The 18,676-nt window shown below is 49.1% G+C and carries 15 protein-coding genes; 10 read left to right on the forward strand and 5 right to left on the reverse strand.

The features are described 5' to 3' along the window. Window positions 1-2: 2 nt before the first annotated feature. The gene (locus FXO21_RS21955) at window positions 3-1,457 is read left to right on the forward strand and encodes a RagB/SusD family nutrient uptake outer membrane protein (RefSeq protein ID WP_225865799.1); all 1,455 of its coding nucleotides are present in this window, start codon (window positions 3-5) and stop codon (window positions 1,455-1,457) included. A 32-nt stretch (window positions 1,458-1,489) separates the two neighbouring features. Further along, window positions 1,490-2,971 carry a sulfatase gene (locus FXO21_RS21960; protein WP_149642090.1) on the forward strand — a complete coding sequence of 494 codons (1,482 nt, stop codon included), beginning with the start codon at window positions 1,490-1,492 and terminating at the stop codon, window positions 2,969-2,971. Between the two features lie 88 nt (window positions 2,972-3,059). Here FXO21_RS21960 and hmpA read toward each other — a convergent pair whose 3' ends face one another. After that, window positions 3,060-4,265 carry an NO-inducible flavohemoprotein gene (gene hmpA / locus FXO21_RS21965; RefSeq protein ID WP_149642091.1) on the reverse strand — a complete coding sequence of 402 codons (1,206 nt, stop codon included), beginning with the start codon at window positions 4,263-4,265 and terminating at the stop codon, window positions 3,060-3,062. A 102-nt stretch (window positions 4,266-4,367) separates the two neighbouring features. On the opposite strand from hmpA, the gene FXO21_RS21970 reads away from it, so the two are divergent. The 7 genes from FXO21_RS21970 (at window position 4,368) to FXO21_RS22000 (ending at window position 14,644) form a co-directional block, all read left to right on the forward strand. Beyond that, the gene (locus tag FXO21_RS21970; protein ID WP_149642092.1) at window positions 4,368-4,805 is read left to right on the forward strand and encodes an RrF2 family transcriptional regulator; all 438 of its coding nucleotides are present in this window, start codon (window positions 4,368-4,370) and stop codon (window positions 4,803-4,805) included. A 100-nt stretch (window positions 4,806-4,905) separates the two neighbouring features. Then, window positions 4,906-5,298, forward strand: coding sequence for a YidH family protein (locus FXO21_RS21975; protein WP_149642093.1), 393 nt, complete (start codon window positions 4,906-4,908; stop codon window positions 5,296-5,298). Between the two features lie 80 nt (window positions 5,299-5,378). Further along, complete coding sequence (locus FXO21_RS21980) at window positions 5,379-7,223, forward strand: MutS-related protein (protein WP_149642094.1); 1,845 nt, start codon at window positions 5,379-5,381, stop codon at window positions 7,221-7,223. A gap of 89 nt (window positions 7,224-7,312) precedes the next feature. Continuing rightward, window positions 7,313-10,414 carry a SusC/RagA family TonB-linked outer membrane protein gene (locus tag FXO21_RS21985; protein ID WP_149642095.1) on the forward strand — a complete coding sequence of 1,034 codons (3,102 nt, stop codon included), beginning with the start codon at window positions 7,313-7,315 and terminating at the stop codon, window positions 10,412-10,414. Between the two features lie 31 nt (window positions 10,415-10,445). Beyond that, a complete protein-coding gene (locus tag FXO21_RS21990) occupies window positions 10,446-11,990 on the forward strand; it encodes a RagB/SusD family nutrient uptake outer membrane protein (protein ID WP_149642096.1) in 1,545 nt (514 codons plus the stop codon). Between the two features lie 42 nt (window positions 11,991-12,032). Continuing rightward, window positions 12,033-13,103, forward strand: a complete 1,071-nt coding sequence (locus tag FXO21_RS21995) for a glycoside hydrolase family 43 protein (protein WP_149642097.1) — start codon at window positions 12,033-12,035, stop codon at window positions 13,101-13,103. 53 nt (window positions 13,104-13,156) lie between these two features. Then, complete coding sequence (locus FXO21_RS22000; RefSeq protein ID WP_149642098.1) at window positions 13,157-14,644, forward strand: family 43 glycosylhydrolase; 1,488 nt, start codon at window positions 13,157-13,159, stop codon at window positions 14,642-14,644. A 39-nt stretch (window positions 14,645-14,683) separates the two neighbouring features. Here the strand turns inward: FXO21_RS22000 and FXO21_RS22005 are convergent, their stop codons facing one another. The 4 genes from FXO21_RS22005 to FXO21_RS22025 all read right to left on the reverse strand — a co-directional run bounded on the left by FXO21_RS22005 (window position 14,684) and on the right by FXO21_RS22025 (window position 18,119). Then, the gene (locus FXO21_RS22005; RefSeq protein WP_149642099.1) at window positions 14,684-14,995 is read right to left on the reverse strand and encodes a hypothetical protein; all 312 of its coding nucleotides are present in this window, start codon (window positions 14,993-14,995) and stop codon (window positions 14,684-14,686) included. A gap of 122 nt (window positions 14,996-15,117) precedes the next feature. After that, window positions 15,118-15,930, reverse strand: a complete 813-nt coding sequence (locus tag FXO21_RS22010) for a class I SAM-dependent methyltransferase (protein WP_192579295.1) — start codon at window positions 15,928-15,930, stop codon at window positions 15,118-15,120. Window positions 15,931-16,506: 576 nt separating this feature from the next. After that, window positions 16,507-17,535: a hypothetical protein gene (locus FXO21_RS22020; RefSeq protein WP_149642101.1), complete on the reverse strand. Its 1,029-nt coding sequence runs from the start codon at window positions 17,533-17,535 to the stop codon at window positions 16,507-16,509. After that, window positions 17,517-18,119, reverse strand: coding sequence for a hypothetical protein (locus tag FXO21_RS22025; RefSeq protein WP_149642102.1), 603 nt, complete (start codon window positions 18,117-18,119; stop codon window positions 17,517-17,519). The genes FXO21_RS22020 and FXO21_RS22025 overlap by 19 nt, the downstream gene beginning before the upstream one ends. A 337-nt stretch (window positions 18,120-18,456) precedes the next feature. Here FXO21_RS22025 and FXO21_RS22030 point away from each other — a divergent pair, with 337 nt between their 5' ends. After that, window positions 18,457-18,675, forward strand: coding sequence for a hypothetical protein (locus FXO21_RS22030; protein ID WP_149642103.1), 219 nt, complete (start codon window positions 18,457-18,459; stop codon window positions 18,673-18,675). Window position 18,676 lies beyond the last annotated feature (1 nt).

Raw genomic sequence — 18,676 nt, forward strand, 5'->3', positions numbered from 1 at the left:
TCATGAAAAAGATACATAAACTCACGACCCTCCTCTCATTTTTGCTGATTTGCATGACGCAAACAGCCTGTAACGAATTCCTGGAAGAAGATGTGTACACGCAATATGCGCCCGAAGATTTCGTCAAAAGCGAAGACGGGATCAGGAAAGTGCTGATCGGTGCATACAGCCGCCTGCAGGTGAACGGTGGCATGCGGGAAGATCAGTTTACGCTTTCCGAGTTTCCGACAGACCTTACCCTCGAAAGCGGGGGGCAGTTTGAGAAAGACGCATTGCCATTTATCAACTTCCAGTGGGACGCCTCGTCTGCATTCCTGCGTACGATATGGGTGCAGATGTACACCGCCGTGCGCAATGCGAATGTATTGCTCGAAAATATCGACAAGGTATCGTCGCTGCCCGCAGAGCGGCTGGCGCAATACAAGGCAGAAGCGCGCTTTATCCGCGGGGAAGCTTATGCGCATTTGTACCGCTATTTCGGTCCGGTTCCACTGGTACTTACGACCGGTACGGACGATTTACAGCCTGCCAAACCTTCCAGTGAAGAATTTGTCGCATTCATTTCCCAGGAACTGTCCGAAGCTGCGCGCGACCTGCCGCTGAAACAGGACCTGCGCGGGAAAGCCGACAAGGGTGTCGGGCTGGCAGTTTTGACCAAATTTTATCTTAATACAAAACAATGGCAAAAAGCCGCCGATGCAGCCAAAGAGGTGATTGATCTGAATAAATACAAACTTTACCCGGCGATTGAAAACCTGTTTGCGGTGGAAAATGAAAATAACGACGAATACATTTACATCTATCCGTGCGTGGCGCAGGGGCCGGGCAATGTATATATGCCGCACGCCTTTCCACCGAATTACCCGATCCGCACCAACTGGATCAATTATGGTGCCCAGTTCCGGACTTATACCAGTTTTGTGAAGTCTTTCCACCCGCAGGACCGTCGCCTCAAAATGTTTGTGACTGAATACACGGATACCAATGGCAAGACTTTCAACCTCTTGCAGGACGCCAGTGGAAAAGCAGTCGACGATGCCCGCAGCTTTAAATACGCGCCGGACCCGAATGCGATTTCCCAGAACAATGGAAACGATATCCCTGTAATTCGCTATGCTGACATCCTGCTCAGCCGGGCAGAGGCTTTGAATGAGCTGAACGGCCCGAATGCGGAGTCGGTCAGTCTGCTGAACCAGGTCCGTGTGCGTGCGGGAATTCCCGAAATGACATTGGGCAGCTTTACTACCAAAGAAAGTTTACGCGACCATCTTTTAAAGGAACGCGGCTGGGAGTTTTTTAGTGAGGGAAAAAGGCGAGAGGACCTGATCAGGGCGGGTCAGTTCGTATCAGGCGCCGTGGCGAGAGGAAAGGCCGCAAAGCCGCACCATGTACTTTATCCATTGCCTCAATCGGAAATTGACGCAAATCCTAATTTGAAGCAGAACGACGGGTACTGAGTTGTATTTGAAATTGATAAACAGTTGAAATAATGCTAAAAAACAGATATTCGGGCTCATTATTACACTTTGCGCTGGCGGTGATTGCGGCTTTGACATGCATCAGTTTTTCATTCCAAAATAAAAAACCAGAGGTTACCAGACCGAATTTCCTGTTTTTCCTCGTCGACGACCTGGGATGGGCGGATATCGGGGCTTTTGGCAGCAGCTTTTATGAAACGCCAAATGTAGATGCGCTGGCAGGCAGGGGAATGAAACTTACCAGCGGCTATGCGGCCTGCCCCGTTTGCTCGCCTACCCGAGCCAGTATACTGACCGGCAAATACCCGGCAAGAATGAAAACGACCGACTGGTTTGGTGCGCCACAACCGGAAACGGTAGGAAAACACTGGACAAAGAGCAAACCATTGCTGCCCGCACCTTACCTCGAGGAAATGCCGCTCGGAGAAGTTACCATCGCAGAGGCGCTCAAAGACAAAGGGTACAAAACTTTTTTCGCGGGAAAATGGCATCTGGGAAAGGAAGGCAACTGGCCGGAAAACCAGGGTTTTGATATCAATAAAGGAGGATACTGGGCTGGTTCGCCGAGAGGAGGCCATTATTTTACACCCTACGAAAATCCGCGCTTGCCCGACGGACCGACCGGGGAAAATCTCACCGACCGTCTTGCCAATGAAACCATTTCATTCATTGAATCCCAAAAGTCAGCTCCGTTTTTCGCCTATCTCTCATTTTATTCTGTTCACACGCCGCTGGGCGCCCCGCAGGATTTGATTGATAAATACACGGAAAAGAAAAAGCGGCTGGGCCTGGAAGATAAATGGGGTAAGGAAGATCAGAATAAAGTGCGGCTCAACCAATGTCTGCCCGTGTATGGTGCGATGGTGGAGTCGATGGACAAGGCGGTCGGCAAAGTGATCGCAGCATTAAAAACCAATGGGCTGGATAAAAATACGGTCATCATATTCATGTCTGACAATGGCGGGCTGGCTACTTCGGAAGGTCATCCTACGTCCAATCTGCCGCTCCGCGCAGGCAAAGGCTGGCTGTATGAAGGAGGTATCCGCGAACCGATGATCGTGCACTGGCCGGGCGTTACCAAAACCGGCAGCGTGTCGGATGCAACCGTGATCAGCACTGACTTTTACCCGACGATTTTGGAAATGGCCGGCTTGCCACCGATGCCCGGGCAGCATATCGACGGCAAAAGCATGGTACCGTTGCTAAAAGGCAAAGCCAAGCCGCGCGGCCCCGTTTTCTGGCATTATCCGCATTATGGCAACCAGGGAGGTTCACCGGGTTCGGCGGTACGGGCAGGCGATTGGAAGCTGATCGAGTTTTATGAAGAAGGCCGCCAACCTGAACTTTACCATTTAAAGAATGACCTGGGAGAACAGCGAAATGTGTATAAGCAAAACGCCGCAAAAGCCGCCGAATTGACGAAAATGCTGGCAAACTGGCGGAACGAAGTGCGGGCCAGCCTTCCTTCCAAAAATCCTGCGGCGGGAAAATAGGAGGGTAACTTCTGACTATTTTTTTAGCTTTAAATTCAAAACGCGCCGCATTTCCCAGGGATTTGCGCCGCGTTTTTGCATGCTTAGGTTAGTCGATAATCAATGTGGCCGGGCTGAATTCTTCGAAGTGAATCGAATCCGCGGAGATGCCCTGCGCTTTGAGGTATTGGTAATGTGTTTTGATAAATATGCCGGGGCCGCAGATGTAATAATCAGCGCCGGGCCTGATCGCATTGTCCAGCTTGCTCAGGTCAACATATCCTTCATAACAGCCGACTTCTACCTCATGCTCAATCTTGTCGTAAAAAGTATGGATATCCATAGCCTGATGGTGGCTGCCCCATTCGATCACCTTGTCCCTGAACGCATGTACCTGATAACCCCGACAGCCGTGAATCCAGGTAACCGGTCTTTTTGAATTGGTCTGGGTGAGATAATCCAGCATACTGATAAACGGCGTGAGCCCTACACCGCCGCTGATGAAGACGAGCGGCGTGTTTTTGCTGGTATTCAATACAAAATCACCCGACGGCGGAGCCAGTTCCACCATGTCACCTTCTGCTATTGCGCTGTGTAACATGTTGCTGACATAGCCCGCCGGGTGTGTAGCATCTCCTTGTTCTTTTTTGACCGAAATGCGGTAATAGGTCCCGTTTGGCGCACACGAAATGCTGTATTGCCTGGGCTGGAACACGTTTAGTTCAGGTACATACAGGCGCACGGTAATGTACTGGCCGGGCGTGAAGTCGGCTACTGCGCCTTCATCCGACGGATAAAAATAGAAGGAAGTGATTTCGTCAGATTCCTGCACTTTCTTTTTCACTACAAACGGCCGCCAGCCACTCCAGCCCCCGGTTTGCGCCGCTGCGCGACTGTACAGTTCAGACTCAGCGCCCGTCATGATGGCCGCCAGCTGACCGTAGGCTTCCGCCCAGGCCTGCATGAGATCGGGGCCGGCAGCCGCTCCCAAAACCTCACTGATGGATGCCAGCAAATGGCGGCCCACGATCGCGTATTGCTCAGGCCGCACATTCAGACTGACGTGCTTATGGGCGATCCGGCTTACCGCATTCGCAAGGACCGACGGGTTATCAATATGCTCGGCATAAGCCAGTACCGACATGGCCAGTGCGGTAGGCTGCACGCCGGTATGCTGGTTGGCGCTGTTAAATATGTTTTTCAGCTCCGGATTTCCGGTCAGCATCCGGTTATAGAAGTAAGTGGTTAATGCTACACCGCTCTCGCGTAAAATGGGCACTGTACTTCTGACGAGGTCTTTTTGTTCAGTTGTCATAATTAATATATAAATACCTTTTTATCTTTTATGCAAACATAGGCGATTTGCTAATAGCGGACAAGAATATCTTTTATTACTTTTGAGTCTAATCCAAATGTTATGGCGATTTTTTCGAAAACGTGTGAATATGCAATCCGGGCTGTCTTTTACATTGCGCACAAATCGCGTGATGGCAGTCGGGTAGGGATCAAGGATATTGCATCGGGGATAGATTCGCCGGAGCTGTACCTTGCCAAGATCCTTCAGGACCTGAGCCGTAAAGGATTGATCAGTTCTGTCAAAGGGCCGCACGGCGGATTTTATATCGAGAATTCGTCACTGGCGAAGCCGCTGAGTGACATTGTGGAAGCCGTAGACGGTAACGGTCTGTTTCATGGCTGCGGGCTGGGGCTTAAGCATTGTTCGGAAGTCAACCCCTGTCCTTTGCACAGCCAGTTTAAGGCGATCCGGGAGGAAATTTACCGGTTACTGAGCACTACGACAATTGGTCAGTTCAATGGGGAATTGGTAAATGGGTTATTATCTCTGAAAAAATAGCGCTTGCATTCATTCCATGCAACCTGCATCATTGAGCAACATACAGGTACTATTGTTTTATACCGCGGACACTTCAAAATGGGTCAGAACCAACTAAAATATGATTTCTGAAAACACTAAATCTACAAACAAGGGAAGTGCGGCCGACCACCTCGCCAACGAAAGGACATTCCTGGCCTGGGTACGCACCAGCATTGGTATCATGGGCTTCGGCTTCGTTGTGGTTAAATTTTCGTTGTTTGTCAAACAGATCGGCGCTGCATTGGGTGAGGAGGCAGTAATCAAGCCGAGCGGCTATTCTCCCGTTATCGGTATCGTTCTGGTCGCGGTGGGTGCGCTCGCTACGCTGTTTTCGTACATCAGATATCACAACACCAGGAAACTGCTTGAAACCGGGCAGTATTACCATTCTACATTGCTGATCAAATTGATGGCGGCCGCTATCTTTATCGCAAGCCTCCTGTTGATCGCCTATCTACTCGAAACGGCCTAATTTGTCACCGTATAAATTCACAAAGCTGGCGGTAATGGAGAATATGGTATATATTGGAATTTTATATATCATTATTCTCAATGACTGAAATTTACAGTGAAAGAGCGCAGCAGTATTCGTCAAAAATTGGTGAATATGAAAAAGAGCTGCGCAGGCTCTCTACGATACGACTCTTCATTTTTATCGGATCGCTGATACTGGTTTTTGTTCTTGCCAATGAGCAGCTGGCCACTTTGCTGCTGGCCGTGGTTCCGATTAGCTTGCTCGCTTTTGGATTTGTATTGAACAGATACAAACTGACGGCCCGGGCGCTAAGCCGTTTCAAATTTTTGCGGGCGGTTAATGAACAGGAAATCAGTCGACTGGATAACAAATTGGCTGAGTTTCCAACCGGGCAGCGCTTTCTTGTCCGGGACCATCCTTATGTTGCCGATGTCGATATTTTTGGTCCATACTCTCTTTTTCAGCTGCTTTGCCGGGCGACAACCGAATCGGGACAGGCACTGCTAGCAGGCTGGATGGCAGAACCCGCTTCGAAAAGCATTATTCTGAAAAGGCAGCAGGCGGTACAGGAGCTGGCGCGAAAGTTGGATTGGCGGCAGGCTTTTCAGGCGGCGGGGATGCCATTTATCAATTCCAAAAGCAGCTACGATAGTCTGCTCGATTGGAATGAAGAGTCCTCGAAATTCCTGCCGGAAAAGCGGAAACATCTGGCGATTGGTATGCTCCTGGGCGTAGTCACTGTTATGGCGGCTACGTTTTTTGCCTGGCATCTGATCGACGTGCTCCGGCTCAGAAATTCGTTTTCGGTGGTATATATGTTTCCGCTGCTGGCTGCGCTGATCTGCAATAAATTCGTGCTCAAAAAATGGAAGACGGTCACAGAGGAAATCGCCGAAAAGCTGCGCCACAACGTCACTACATTAAAAGGGTATGAAGCATTGATCAATGAAATCGAGTCGGAAACTTTCGGCCCGGGGTTATTGAGCGACCTGCAAATGCATTTTCGGGGCGAAGGCTACTCAGCAGCCGGGGAGATAAGGAAGTTGAGCCGGATACTCGACGTTTTTATACAGCGGTCAGGCAAAGATCCGATCGGCGGCAATGCTTTTTATGCCATTCTGAACCAAATTTTCCTGCTGGATATCTACTGGGTATTGCTGACGGAAGCCTGGAAAAGTAAAAATCGTGAAAACCTCCGGCGCTGGGCCGATGCGGTCAGCGAGTTCGAAGCATTTTCCAGTTTGAGCGGCTTTGCTTTTTCTAATCCGGGATTTCCTTTTCCGTCCATCAGCGACGAGCGTAATCTGGTCCGGTTTGCGGGACTCGGACATCCTTTGATCCATGTATCTAAGCGAGTCTGTAACGATTTTGCGCTTGCCGGCGACGGGTCGGTTGTGATGATTACGGGGTCGAATATGGCGGGAAAAAGTACGTTTTTGCGGACTATCGGCGTCAATCTGGTACTGGCGTTTATGGGAGCTCCGTGTTGTATGCGCAGCGGGGAAGTCGCGCCAGTCCGGCTTTTTACCAGCATGCGTACGCAGGACAACCTGGAAGAAGGCGTTTCTTCCTTCTATGCCGAACTCCGGCGGATTGAGCAGCTATTAAAGCTCGTCGAAAGCGGAGCGCCCGTTTTCTTTCTTTTGGACGAAATGTTCAAGGGTACCAATTCACAGGACCGTTACAAGGGTGGAATTTCGCTGATCAGGCAGCTAAGCGAAGGTCATGCTTTCGGCCTGATCTCCACGCATGATATTGAACTGGCTAAAACCGCAGGTAATTATCTTCCTGTCGTTAATTACAGCTTCAATAGCAGGATCAATGACCGTGAGATGCTTTTTGATTATACGCTTACGGAAGGACTTTGCAGGGATTTTAATGCCAGTGAGCTGATGAAAAAGAGTGGGATAAAATTGCTGTGATGGCATAATTTTTATAGTTACAGAATCTACCAATCCTGTAAGAGCAGCTACGCAGTGCGTTTCTTCCATTCATCATCAACCCATCCATTATGCGTATTAATTATACACTGTTTCACATTGTTGTCCTCCTTTTGTTTTCCGTAAAAACGGCCTCTGCGCAAAGCAGGGAAGTTACCGGCGTGGTGCAAACCGCCACCGGCGAGCCGCTGCCCGGAGCTACGGTGCTGATTGCCGGCACCAGTACAGCGACCATCGCTGATGCGGACGGGAAGTTTTTAATCGCAGCTCAAAACGGGCAGACACTCCGGGTTACATTCATCGGCTATCTGGCATCGGAAGTTCCGGTGACGAACGAATCTTCCTACACCATCCAGCTCGCGGAGGACGCACAGAACCTGGAAGAATTCGTGGTGATTGGTTACCAGTCGGTTCGACGAACGGACCTGACGGGGGCGACGGGGATCATTGATGCACAAAATACAAACAAGCGCATTGCGCGATCGGTACCGGAGGCATTGCAGGGCATGACGCCCGGTGTGACGGTCCGGAATGGCGGTGCACCGGGCCAGGAGGCGGTGGTCAATATACGCGGACTGAGCACCTTGTTTGGAAACGCGAGCCCGCTGTATGTGATCGACGGAATGCTCGCCGACGCAAATACGACCGTCAATCCCAACGACGTAGAAACGATCCAGGTGCTGAAAGACGCCTCCGCGGCCGCTATCTACGGATCCCGTGCTGCGAATGGTGTGATCATTATTACTACCAAAAAAGGGAAAGAGGGGGCGCTGAAAGTGGATGCATCGCTGCGGGTAGGTATCTCATCGCTGCCCAAAAAGTGGGATATGATGAATGCGCAGGAATATGTCGCCACGAATACACGCGCCTACCAGGCGGCGGGCTACGCATTGCAGCCGGCTGTGGCTGATTACAATGGTGCAGTGAATACCAACTGGGCCGACCAACTGCTGCAAGCGGGAAGTATCCAGGATTACAACGTCAGCCTGTCGGGCGGCGGGAAGGATAGCAAGTACCTGATATCAGGTTCCTATTTCGCGGACGAAGGCGTGCTGAAAGCGCGGAATTTCAAGCGGGGCTCGATGCGGATCAATACCGAGGCGACGCGGAATAAATTTACTTTTGGAGAAAACCTGATGATTTCCAGTACCGAGCGGAATACGCCGTTTCAGGGTGGTTTTGCGGAGGGAAATGCATGGTATGATATGTGGACCAGTCTGCCGATCATTCCCGTGCAAAGCCTTGATCTGGTGAGTACTTCCAATCCCGGCGGATGGGGTTATGGTTCGTTCAATGCGCGGTCTTTTTCGAGAAATCAGGTTGCGATTAATGATATCACCAAAACTACCTACAACTTTTTCAAGGTACTGGGGAATGCTTTTGTCGATTATAAAATCTTCAAAGGCGTGAGTTACCGCTTCAATGCGGGGCTGGAAACCAGTTTTGACAAAACAAACAATGTCAGAAAGGAAGGGCTATGGTACTGGAACCAGTCGCCCGAGTTCAGCAGCGTCGGACAGACCCGCGCACAGTTCCTGAGCTACCTTTTTGAACACACGCTGAACTTCAACTTTGCTTTTAACAAACATAATTTAAACGGTGTCGTCGGCTATACCCAGCAAACGATCCGCAACGATGACGTTGGTGGGCGACGGTTACAGCTGGGTTTTTACGGCGGCGAGTATTTCACGACGATCAATTCGGCTAGCGGCGGCATGACTGCGACCGGAACGCGCTCTCAAACGCTTATCAACTCCGCGCTGGGCAGGTTGAACTACAATTATGCGGAAAAATACTACCTCACATTCACGTTCCGCGCGGATAAGGACTCCCGCTTTTCACCCGCTCACCGGACCGGATATTTCCCTTCCGCAGCCGCTTCCTGGAAAATCAGCAATGAAGAGTTTTTTAAATCTGACCTCATTACGGAACTGAAACTGAGAGGCTCTTACGGTGTTCTCGGATCTGCGAATTTGAGCAACTACCAGTTTACAGGATTTCTGAACCAGGCCCCCCGGGCAGTTTTCGGTTCGGGGCAGACAGAGTTTCCCGGCGCGACGCAGGCCAGACTTGTGTATGAAGATATTAAGTGGGAGCAAAAAGCGACGACCAATATCGGCGCGGACCTTGTACTGTTCAATAACAAGCTGGCTGTCACCGTAGATGCATTCCGCTCTGTCGCGAAAGACGTTTTGCTTTCGCTGCCGCTGCCGCTGTATATCGGCAATCTGCAGGGCGATCCGCTGGTGAATATCGGGTCTATCGAGAACAAGGGTATTGAACTTGATTTTGCCTACCGGCAAACTTCCGGGCCTTTTACGTGGAGTATCGCACCGAATTTCAGCATTATCCGCAATAAGGTACTGGAACTGGGTAACCTGGGCGTGGACGAAGATACCGGCGAGCCGAGAAACTATATCCAGTCGGGCAATACACGCTCGCAAGTCGGCCGCTCGATTGGCGAATATTACCTGATCAAAACCGATGGGCTATTTCAAAACGACGAAGAAATACAGGCGCACAAGGCACAGGCTGCTTACGCGAAACCGGGCGATATCCGTTACGTGAACCGGATCGACCAGGGTACGAAGGATGATATCAATGACCGCGACCGCACTTTTGCAGGCAGTCCCTGGCCAAAATTCACTTCGGGCCTGATCCTCAACGGAACCTGGTCCGGCCTGTCTCTGAATGTTCAGTTTTACGGGGCATTCGGTCAGAAGATTTATAACGACGTCAGAAGGGATATTGACGGAATGGGCTATTCCAATTACCGGCGCGGTATTAACCCGTGGACACCTGAGAACACGAATACCGATTTTCCGAGGCTCGGGGTTGCTTACTCGACCGGGGCGGCCGGCGATCCTGCTTCTGCCGACCGGGGGATTATTTCCAACGTGCGCGGCAATACCGATCGCTGGCTGGAAAATGGTTCCTATCTGCGGCTAAGAAATGTAGAGCTGGCTTATGCTATTCCCGAAAGTGTGACCGGCAAGTTGTCTTTGAGCAATGCCAGAATATATGTGAGTGCACAAAACCTGCTCACTTTCACGAAATACACGGGGCTCGATCCTGATGTGGTGGGGGCAAATTTTAACCTCGAACCCGGCGTGGACCTGGGTGGCTATCCTTCGGCACGCATCATTTCATTCGGCCTGAACCTCGGTTTCTGAAAAGCGGTCACTTATCTCAAAAGACATCAACATGAAAAAGATATTTTTGCTTACTATTCTAGTTTTGCTGGTCAATACGGCCTGCGATCGCGATTTCGACCAGCCTAACCCGAACAACCCCACGATTGCTTCTTTCTGGAAAAGTGAGGCGGATGCAGTGAAGGGGATCAATGCAGTTTACAGCACTTTTCACCGGACAGCCACGCTTTATTCACGTTTTCTTTTTTACCACGGCATGCTGCGGTCGGATGAAGGTTACGGCTCCGGCGGCGATATTACGCTGAACAACGTCATGAGCTTCAACCAAACCAACTACAACGAGGGGCTGACTGCCGGAACGTGGCAGAACCTTTTCATCGGCGTTTTCCGGGCAAATCAGGTGCTGGCTTATGTGCCTGGAATAAGTATGGATGAGGCGCTCAAAACGCGTATTCTGGGGGAGGCGAAATTTCTAAGAGGGCTGTTTTACTTCAATCTGACGCTTTATTTCGGTCGCCCGCCGATTATACTGGAACCGTCCGAGCCGACTGACCGGCCGTCCAATGCAACCAATGCGGAAGCCTGGGCGCAGGTAGAAAAAGACCTGACGGAAGCTGCACCCGCATTACCGCTCAGCTATACCGGCGACGATCTCGGGCGGGCGACGCGTGGTGCGGCCATGGGCTTGCTTGGAAAAGCTTATTTACAGCAAAATAAAAATCAGGAAGCTGCCAATGCACTGGCGTGGTTTATTACCGGCGCGGGAAAAGGATTGTACACATTGACCAGCAACTACCAGGACAATTTCAAAGCTTCCTCCGAGAACAACAGCGAGTCGGTTTTTGAAATACAATTCCGGTTCAATCCGAATGAGAATACCGATGACGATGTGGACGAAACCCGCATTAACAACACAGGTACTTCCATCGCACAGTTTTATGCGCCCAGAGGAGTAGGATTTTCGGACGGAGGCGCGCGCCGCTGGCTTGCGGGGGAATTTAAAAAAGAAAACACCGCGCTGGGTACCCGCGACCCGCGACTTGCCGCGACCCTGCTTTTCGATTCCACGGATGTACGCGGCCCGCAGTTCACGATGGTTTATGGACAAACGTTCGCGAGCCGCTACGGGACCAGCACGGGAGAAAGCAGCGCAGTGTGGTTTCGTAAACAATTGAATGACAATGAGGCAGGCAGGACCGAGGAAGGCTTCCGGTCGCCGAATAACCACCGGCTGCTGCGGTATGCTGACATACTGCTCATGTATGCGGAGGCGCTTAACGGGCTCGGACAAACCGCCCAGGCTTATCCTAATGTGGATATGGTAAGGGTGCGCGCAGGCCTGCGGCCGCTCACGCAGGTGCGCCCAGGATTATCGCAGGCGCAGTTTCTGGCGCAGATCAAACATGAGCGCATCACCGAGCTGGCTGGCGAAGGCTGGCGTTTTGCCGACCTGCAGCGCTGGGGCGACCTGGGGCCTGAGCTGGCCGCGCGTGACCCGGAATTTACCAATTTTGTAAAGAGCAGGAATGAATGGTACCCGATCCCGCAATCGGATATTGACCTGAATCCTAACCTGACACAGAACCCGGGTTATTGATATGTAGTGTTACAAAATTTTCTTTGCATTTAAACCTTGATCATGTCTTTCAAAACATTGTACAGGCCAGTCATTCTCTGGTGTGTTTCGTTACTTTTTATCAATGCTTCCTGCAAAAAGGAAACGCAGGCACCGAAGCCGGGCGGCGAGCAGGCAGTCACTTTCACGAATCCGCTGCTGAATGCAGCGCCTGATCCCTGGGTTTTTCAGAAAGACACGACTTATTATTACATGCATACCCTGGGTAACCGGATACAGATCTGGAAAACGGGCAGAATGAGCCGGTTGAAGGACGTGGCGCCGGTTACCGTATTTACCGCACCGGCCTCGGGAGGCAATTCCAGGGATATCTGGGCGCCCGAACTGTTTTTTTTGAATGGTAAATGGTATATCTATTATACCGGCTCAGACGGAAACGACCGAACGCACAGAATGTGGGTTTTGGAAAATGCTAACCCCGATCCGACGCAGGGTACCTGGACAGACAAAGGCAAATTGCTGACCCAGCCGGCCGACCTCTGGTCGATCGATGCGACTGTCTTGCAACAGGATGGCAGCCTTTTTATGATCTGGTCGGGGCGGCCCTTTGCGGGCGGCAGTACCGACCTGACCCAGCATTTGTATATCTCCAAAATGAGCAACCCCTTCACGCTCACCGGCCCGACCGTGCAAATTGGCTCTCCTCAGAATACGTGGGAAAGGCACGGTTTTCCGGTAAATGAAGGGCCTGAAATTTTGCGAAATCCTGCGGGGAAAGTTCTCCTGGTATATTCAGGCAGTTATTGCGGGGATGACCGCTACTCGCTTGGATTAATGACTTTGAAAGAAGGAAGTGATCCGATGAGTCCCGCCAGCTGGACCGAAATGTCCGCACCGGTTTTCACTGGACTGGCTTCGGCGAATGCATTCGGGGTAGGGCATAATGGTTTTTTCAAATCGAGGGACGGAAAAGAAGACTGGATTATTTACCATGCTAATTCGGCTGCCGGGCAGGGTTGCGGTAGTTCGCGCAATGTGCGTATGCAGCGATTTACCTGGACTGCCGACGGTTTGCCGACTTTCGGAGAGCCCGTAGCGACCGGCCGATCGGTGCCTGTTCCGTCAGGCGAGTAGCCTATTTGATTATCTTTAAGCCCTTAAAACAGTATCCACATCAAAAGTAATTTATGAAAAGATTGAGCATTAGCCTGTTGCTGTTAATAGTAGTTCAAATTGCAAATGCCCAGCAGGCTGTTATTCGCGGAGATTTTGCGGACCCGTCTGTGATCAAGGTCGGAGCTACTTATTATGCCGCGGGAACAAGCTCCAACTGGGCGCCCGGCTTCCCGGTCATGAAATCCACAGACCTGAAAAACTGGCAGCAGACAAACTATATATTTCCCGATCTAACTGCCTGGGCCGATTATTATTACTGGGCGCCGGAATTGAATTATGATAACGGTAAAGTATATGTGTATTACACCGCACATAAAAAGGGTGGCAACCTGTGTGTAGGAGTGGCCAGTGCCGAGACACCAGAAGGCCCGTTCAAGGACCATGGCCCGCTGGTTTGCGAGGAAGTGGGATCCATTGACGGTTTTCCGATGCGCGATGAAAATAATAAGCTGCACCTGATCTGGAAGGAAGACGGTAACAGTGTCAATAAGCCCACGCCGATCTGGATCCAGGAGCTTAACGAGGAAAGAACCGCATTGATCGGTGAGAAAAAAGAGCTTTTCCGAAATGATACTTCGTGGGAGGCCAACCTGGTGGAAGGTGTTTCTATCGTTAAAAACAATGGTTATTTCTACGCGATCTATGCGGCGGCTGGCTGCTGCGGACCGGGCTGTACCTATGCTACCGGCGTTGCCCGCTCCAAAAAACTGATGGGGCCGTGGGAGAAGTATGCAAAAAATCCGATCATGACCGGTCAGGGTGACTGGATGTGCCCCGGACACGGGACAGCAGTCACGCATCAGGGAAAGAACTACTTTATGTACCATGCTTACGACAGGTCTTCAAACAAATATACCGGTCGCCAGGCGCTGGTACGTGGCTTCGAATTCACGCCCGACAACTGGCTGCGCTTTACGGATGAGTACCTCGCACCGACAAATCTTCCCAAAACCTACACGGTAACAGACGATTTCAGCAAAGAAAAACTCGATCTCCAATGGAACTGGTCTGTGTTCAATAAACCTGCCTTAGAGCTGAAAAACGGGCGGATTGGCTTGCAGATCAAGGATGACCGGGAGCTGTTTATCGCCAGGAAAATCGATAGCCCGGATTACGAAGCGACTGTCGAACTGATCCCTGGCAAAAGTGTTGTGGCCGGTGTCGCATTGATCGGCGATGAGAAAAACCTGATCTACGCGGCTGCAAAACAGGATAGTATTCATATTACGCTTTTGAAGGATGGGGCAAGAAGCAGTCTTGGTAAATTTCCGGTGAAGGGAAAAGGTAAGCGCTTATTTGTAAAAATGAATGTAAAAAATAATACAGATATCAGCTTTTCTTACAGTGTTAAGGGGGTTGATTTCACTGCATTGCAAATTACAGCTCCGGATATCAAATTTTTGCCTCCGTGGGACAGGGCCGTGCGTGCAGGAATTCTCGCAAAAGGGGCACAGGGTGAAGTCGCGGTTGTAGAAGGTTTTGTTTTCAAAAGCAAATAAAAAAGGCAGCCTGGCTATCTCTTGGCCAGGCTGCTCTTACTAATCTGTACGGCCCAGTTTCTCTTTGAGCTCGTGCCATTTATCGATATCGTCTTCGGAAGCGCCTGCGTAGGTCGTTTTCACGTGATTCAGAAATGCAAACTTGGTTTCGTCCGAATCCAGATGCAGTTCATCTTCAAAACCATCCGCTTTGACGAAATAATCGTATCCGTCGTTCTTTACTTCTTTCGACGTGTAATACCTGCCTGAACCTTCAAAATTGCTCACAGAGTTATACAGATCGTATATATCTTCGTCGCCTTCCGGTTTCACCCCATTCAGCCAGTCCTCGTAATTTGTTATTTTTGCCATTACAAAATCATGTTGATTAGGTTCGCCAATATGTAAAAACCATACCAGCGAAAAAGCCGCCCGGTAACCTGGCGGCTTAATTAACCAGTATAAAAAATGGAACGACAGTTCGGTTCTACCAATCACCGAACAACAGTCACTTTCAAAAAAGTAGCCGGTATAGAAGTTGTGTTTTCGTCGCCACTCTGATTCTGGCTTTCAAACAGCGCTTCCAGTTCACGCTGCAGGTCAGCTTCGGTACCGTTTTTTTCGGCGGCTTCAAATGCATTCATCGTCGGCCCGTAGTATTTTCTGAAAGTTTCCAGAAATACAGCTGGCGGGTATGGTGCCTGAAATGTGAATGTTTCCCGCTCGAATGAAATATTCTCTTTCGCAGCGCCGGCTGCAACGAAACGTTCGGTCACATTACTTTCCACGCCCCAGAGCATCGGACTGATGAATCCTTCCGGCGGCGCGGGCGTGTAGGCCGAGCTCACTTTCAGGATCTGGGCTACCAGGGTGGGGTCGCCGGGAATCCAGTTGCCCATTACAATTCTGCCGCCCTTGCGGGTAACACGGAACATTTCTTTCGCTACGTCAAAAGGCTTCGGCGCAAACATTGCCCCGAACACGCTTACGGCCAGATCAAATGTTTCGTCTTCAATATCGTGCAGATCGATTGCATCGCCCTCGCGGAATGTAATATTGGTCAAACCCTCGGCTTTTGCCCTGGCATTACCTGCCTCCACGAGGTTACGGGCGATATCCACTCCCTGTACATTTGCCCCGAGCCTGGCTGCGGGTATCGCGGTCGTGCCGTCTCCGCATCCCAGGTCGAGCACATTCAAACCTGGGGTAATCCCCAGCTTTCCTACCAGTGCGGAACCACTTTCCCGCATCGTTTCGGCCAACTTCGTGAAGTCACCCTTCTCCCATAACGCTTTGTTTGCATTCATTTTATTTTTCAGCTTTTGTTAAAATTTCTACAAAACAACTGCTCCTATCGGCAACCGGCAATACTGATTTATAAGTATTGTACGGGTAAGCGTCTGACAATCAATGTAAAAATAGATTATAGCGTTGATTATCCGGTCGGGCGCAGGCATTATTTGTCCAGATCTCACTGAGTTCTTATTTAACGGATGCTGGTAGACTGCTCCTGACCGAAGGATTTATGGAGTTGTTATGCTGCGGGGCGATCGAGGAAAATAATGGCTCCGGCACAAGGGGGTAAACAGGTCTTCGGTTGTCGGTCAAATGCTGCCGGTCGGGCAGCTTATCAAACCTTCGCATGCCAAATCGAGCACATTCGAAACTACGATAATTCGCAGCTTTCCAACCAGCGCCGAACCACTTTCCCGCATCGTTTCGACCAACTTCGTGAAGTCACCCTTCTCCGTAAAGCTTTGTTCGGATTCGTGGATTTTCTGTTAAGGTTTATTTAGAGAAATCTAGTGGGCTTTTTTCTCCTTTTTAGGTTAGTGATGAATTTTGTAGTGAGTCCGCTTTATGGTTATATCTTAACGGGTGGATCAAAATTTCTTCAGAAAATTGCGGATGAATGAAACCAAAAAAGCTGTAAACTTTCCAACTTGCTGGACGCGAACCTCTTTAACGACTCTCACGATAAGAATCACTGATAGCCTTACATACTTAGCAAAAACGGCTATCGGGAACACGAAAAAAGAAAGAGAGATATACAGAAAGCTTAATATATACAACTTCCTAAAGTAGAGGAAATAGGGGAAGGCCTGTAACGTGATTACAATCAGCGTGACGTAATTGAAAAACTTTCTGGAATTTAAGGCATTTGGCGTCGAAATATCCATAAAGTACCGCTTGTCAAGGATTGATATGAATCTTGCTGGATTTGTATATATCGTTACAGCATAGCTGATTAGGAGAAAACCCGCGAAAATCAGTAGAGTTCCCTCGAAATTTGGATCTTTATAATATTCATATTTTATTTCCACTGCAATGTAGGATAGCACGGAAAAGATCAATGTGAAAACCATGATCCTGAGTTGCAGCTCAAAAACAGCTGGCTCAACGCTATTAATTGAATCCAACAAACCGGCATTGACAATACATACCAATGCAAAAAAAGCGAAATAGATCAGGCAGTCTTTAATTCGATGCTCTTTTTCACCCTGACTGTTAGCGATCTCTGCTCTCATTCGCTTTGTTAGATCAGAAATCAATAAACTTGCAATGACTTGAATCGGAATGGTTGTGTTTTCGCTAACAATAATTTTAGAAAACCTACTGTTAAACTTATTAACAAGGTTTCCCATTACGTTTTCAAAGACTCTTCTCTTCGTCCCGATACGAAATTTGATTATAGCTCCGTATGCAAATCCAAATCCGACTGCCACCTCAAAAACTGAATTGAAATCAGATAAACCCATCTTAGAACCCTCAACGAGTTCCTTCAGCGGTTTAAAGTATTCCAAATCAAGAAATGGCAACGTTAGACATATGTATGTTAATAAAAACTTACATGTCAGGGAAAGCCAGTGAGGTAAGACAGCAGGTTTGTCGTCTAGTTCGTCGCCAGACATTCTTGCGTATCCTTCAAGTTCCTTATATAGCTTATTAACTTGACGGCATTTGCCGGGTCGCTAAAATGGACCTCGGTATCGTAGTTTACGTTAAGCAGTTGTTCTTGCCGAGATTCATAATGTCTCTCCGACTGTTGGACTCCGAAAAGTGATCGAATCAGATTTTTATAGTCCTGATGATTCGAGTGCTCGGTTGTCTTCTCAAGGAAGTATCTCTCATTATCGCCAACCAATGCGAAATTTAATTTTTGATCAGTTTCATTTAAAGAATTCAGGTCACCAATTTTCACAAATTCAAAATTTGGAAAAGACTTTTTTGTCAAATATGTCAGCTCGTTTGGTGTATAGAAGATGACGCGTTTGGAATGATCAATCGTCATCAAAACATTGTTGTATTTAGATAGTGCAAATCCGACCCTATCAAAAATTAGGATAGTGCCAGAATTCATGATCATTTTTTCCAGAAGATAGGGCTTGACCTCTTGAGATACGCCCTCTAATTTTTCACCTCGTTTGAGCAGCTCAGCGGTTGCAGTCCGTAGTCCAGATTCAATCAGATTAGATACTATTTGATTTAGGCTCATGAAAATAAAGGATGGGTCGAAATAATGCTACAATGCGTAGTTAAAATAATACTTTAAGAGATAGAAGTCAAGTGTTCGGAAAATCTTTTGGCGTTTAAGCCATCGCAGTTTTGGCCTCAAACGTTATTTTTCTTATTCCAGATCACTTTCACTCATTCAAATACCGAGGCCTAAGAAACAATAAACAAACTGTGGCACCAAACCGTTTGATAAATGTAGTTTTTCTGAAAGACGCTATCCACTGCCTGTTTGTTGCACTTCCTTTCGACAAAAATTGTAGATGTAACATATTGACAGACTGCATTTGGGTAGCGAAATCTAGTCCAGCTTTGTCTGGTTGCTATCTAACTTAACCGCAAAACTTCCTGAAAAGAAAAATGCAATCAAACTGAGTAATGAAAGCCAGCGTATCCAGGCGAACGGGACGGGCGGATATGTGGAACATTATGTTTTTGGGCGGGAATTGAAAAAACGGACAGGACAGGATTTCCGCGACAATCCTACCTATCCGTTTTTTGCCGAGGTGTCGGTGCAAAAAGTGTTCGGCAAATGGTAAC

It is taken from the genome of Dyadobacter sp. UC 10 (assembly GCF_008369915.1).
Taxonomy (GTDB): Bacteria; Bacteroidota; Bacteroidia; order Cytophagales; family Spirosomataceae; genus Dyadobacter.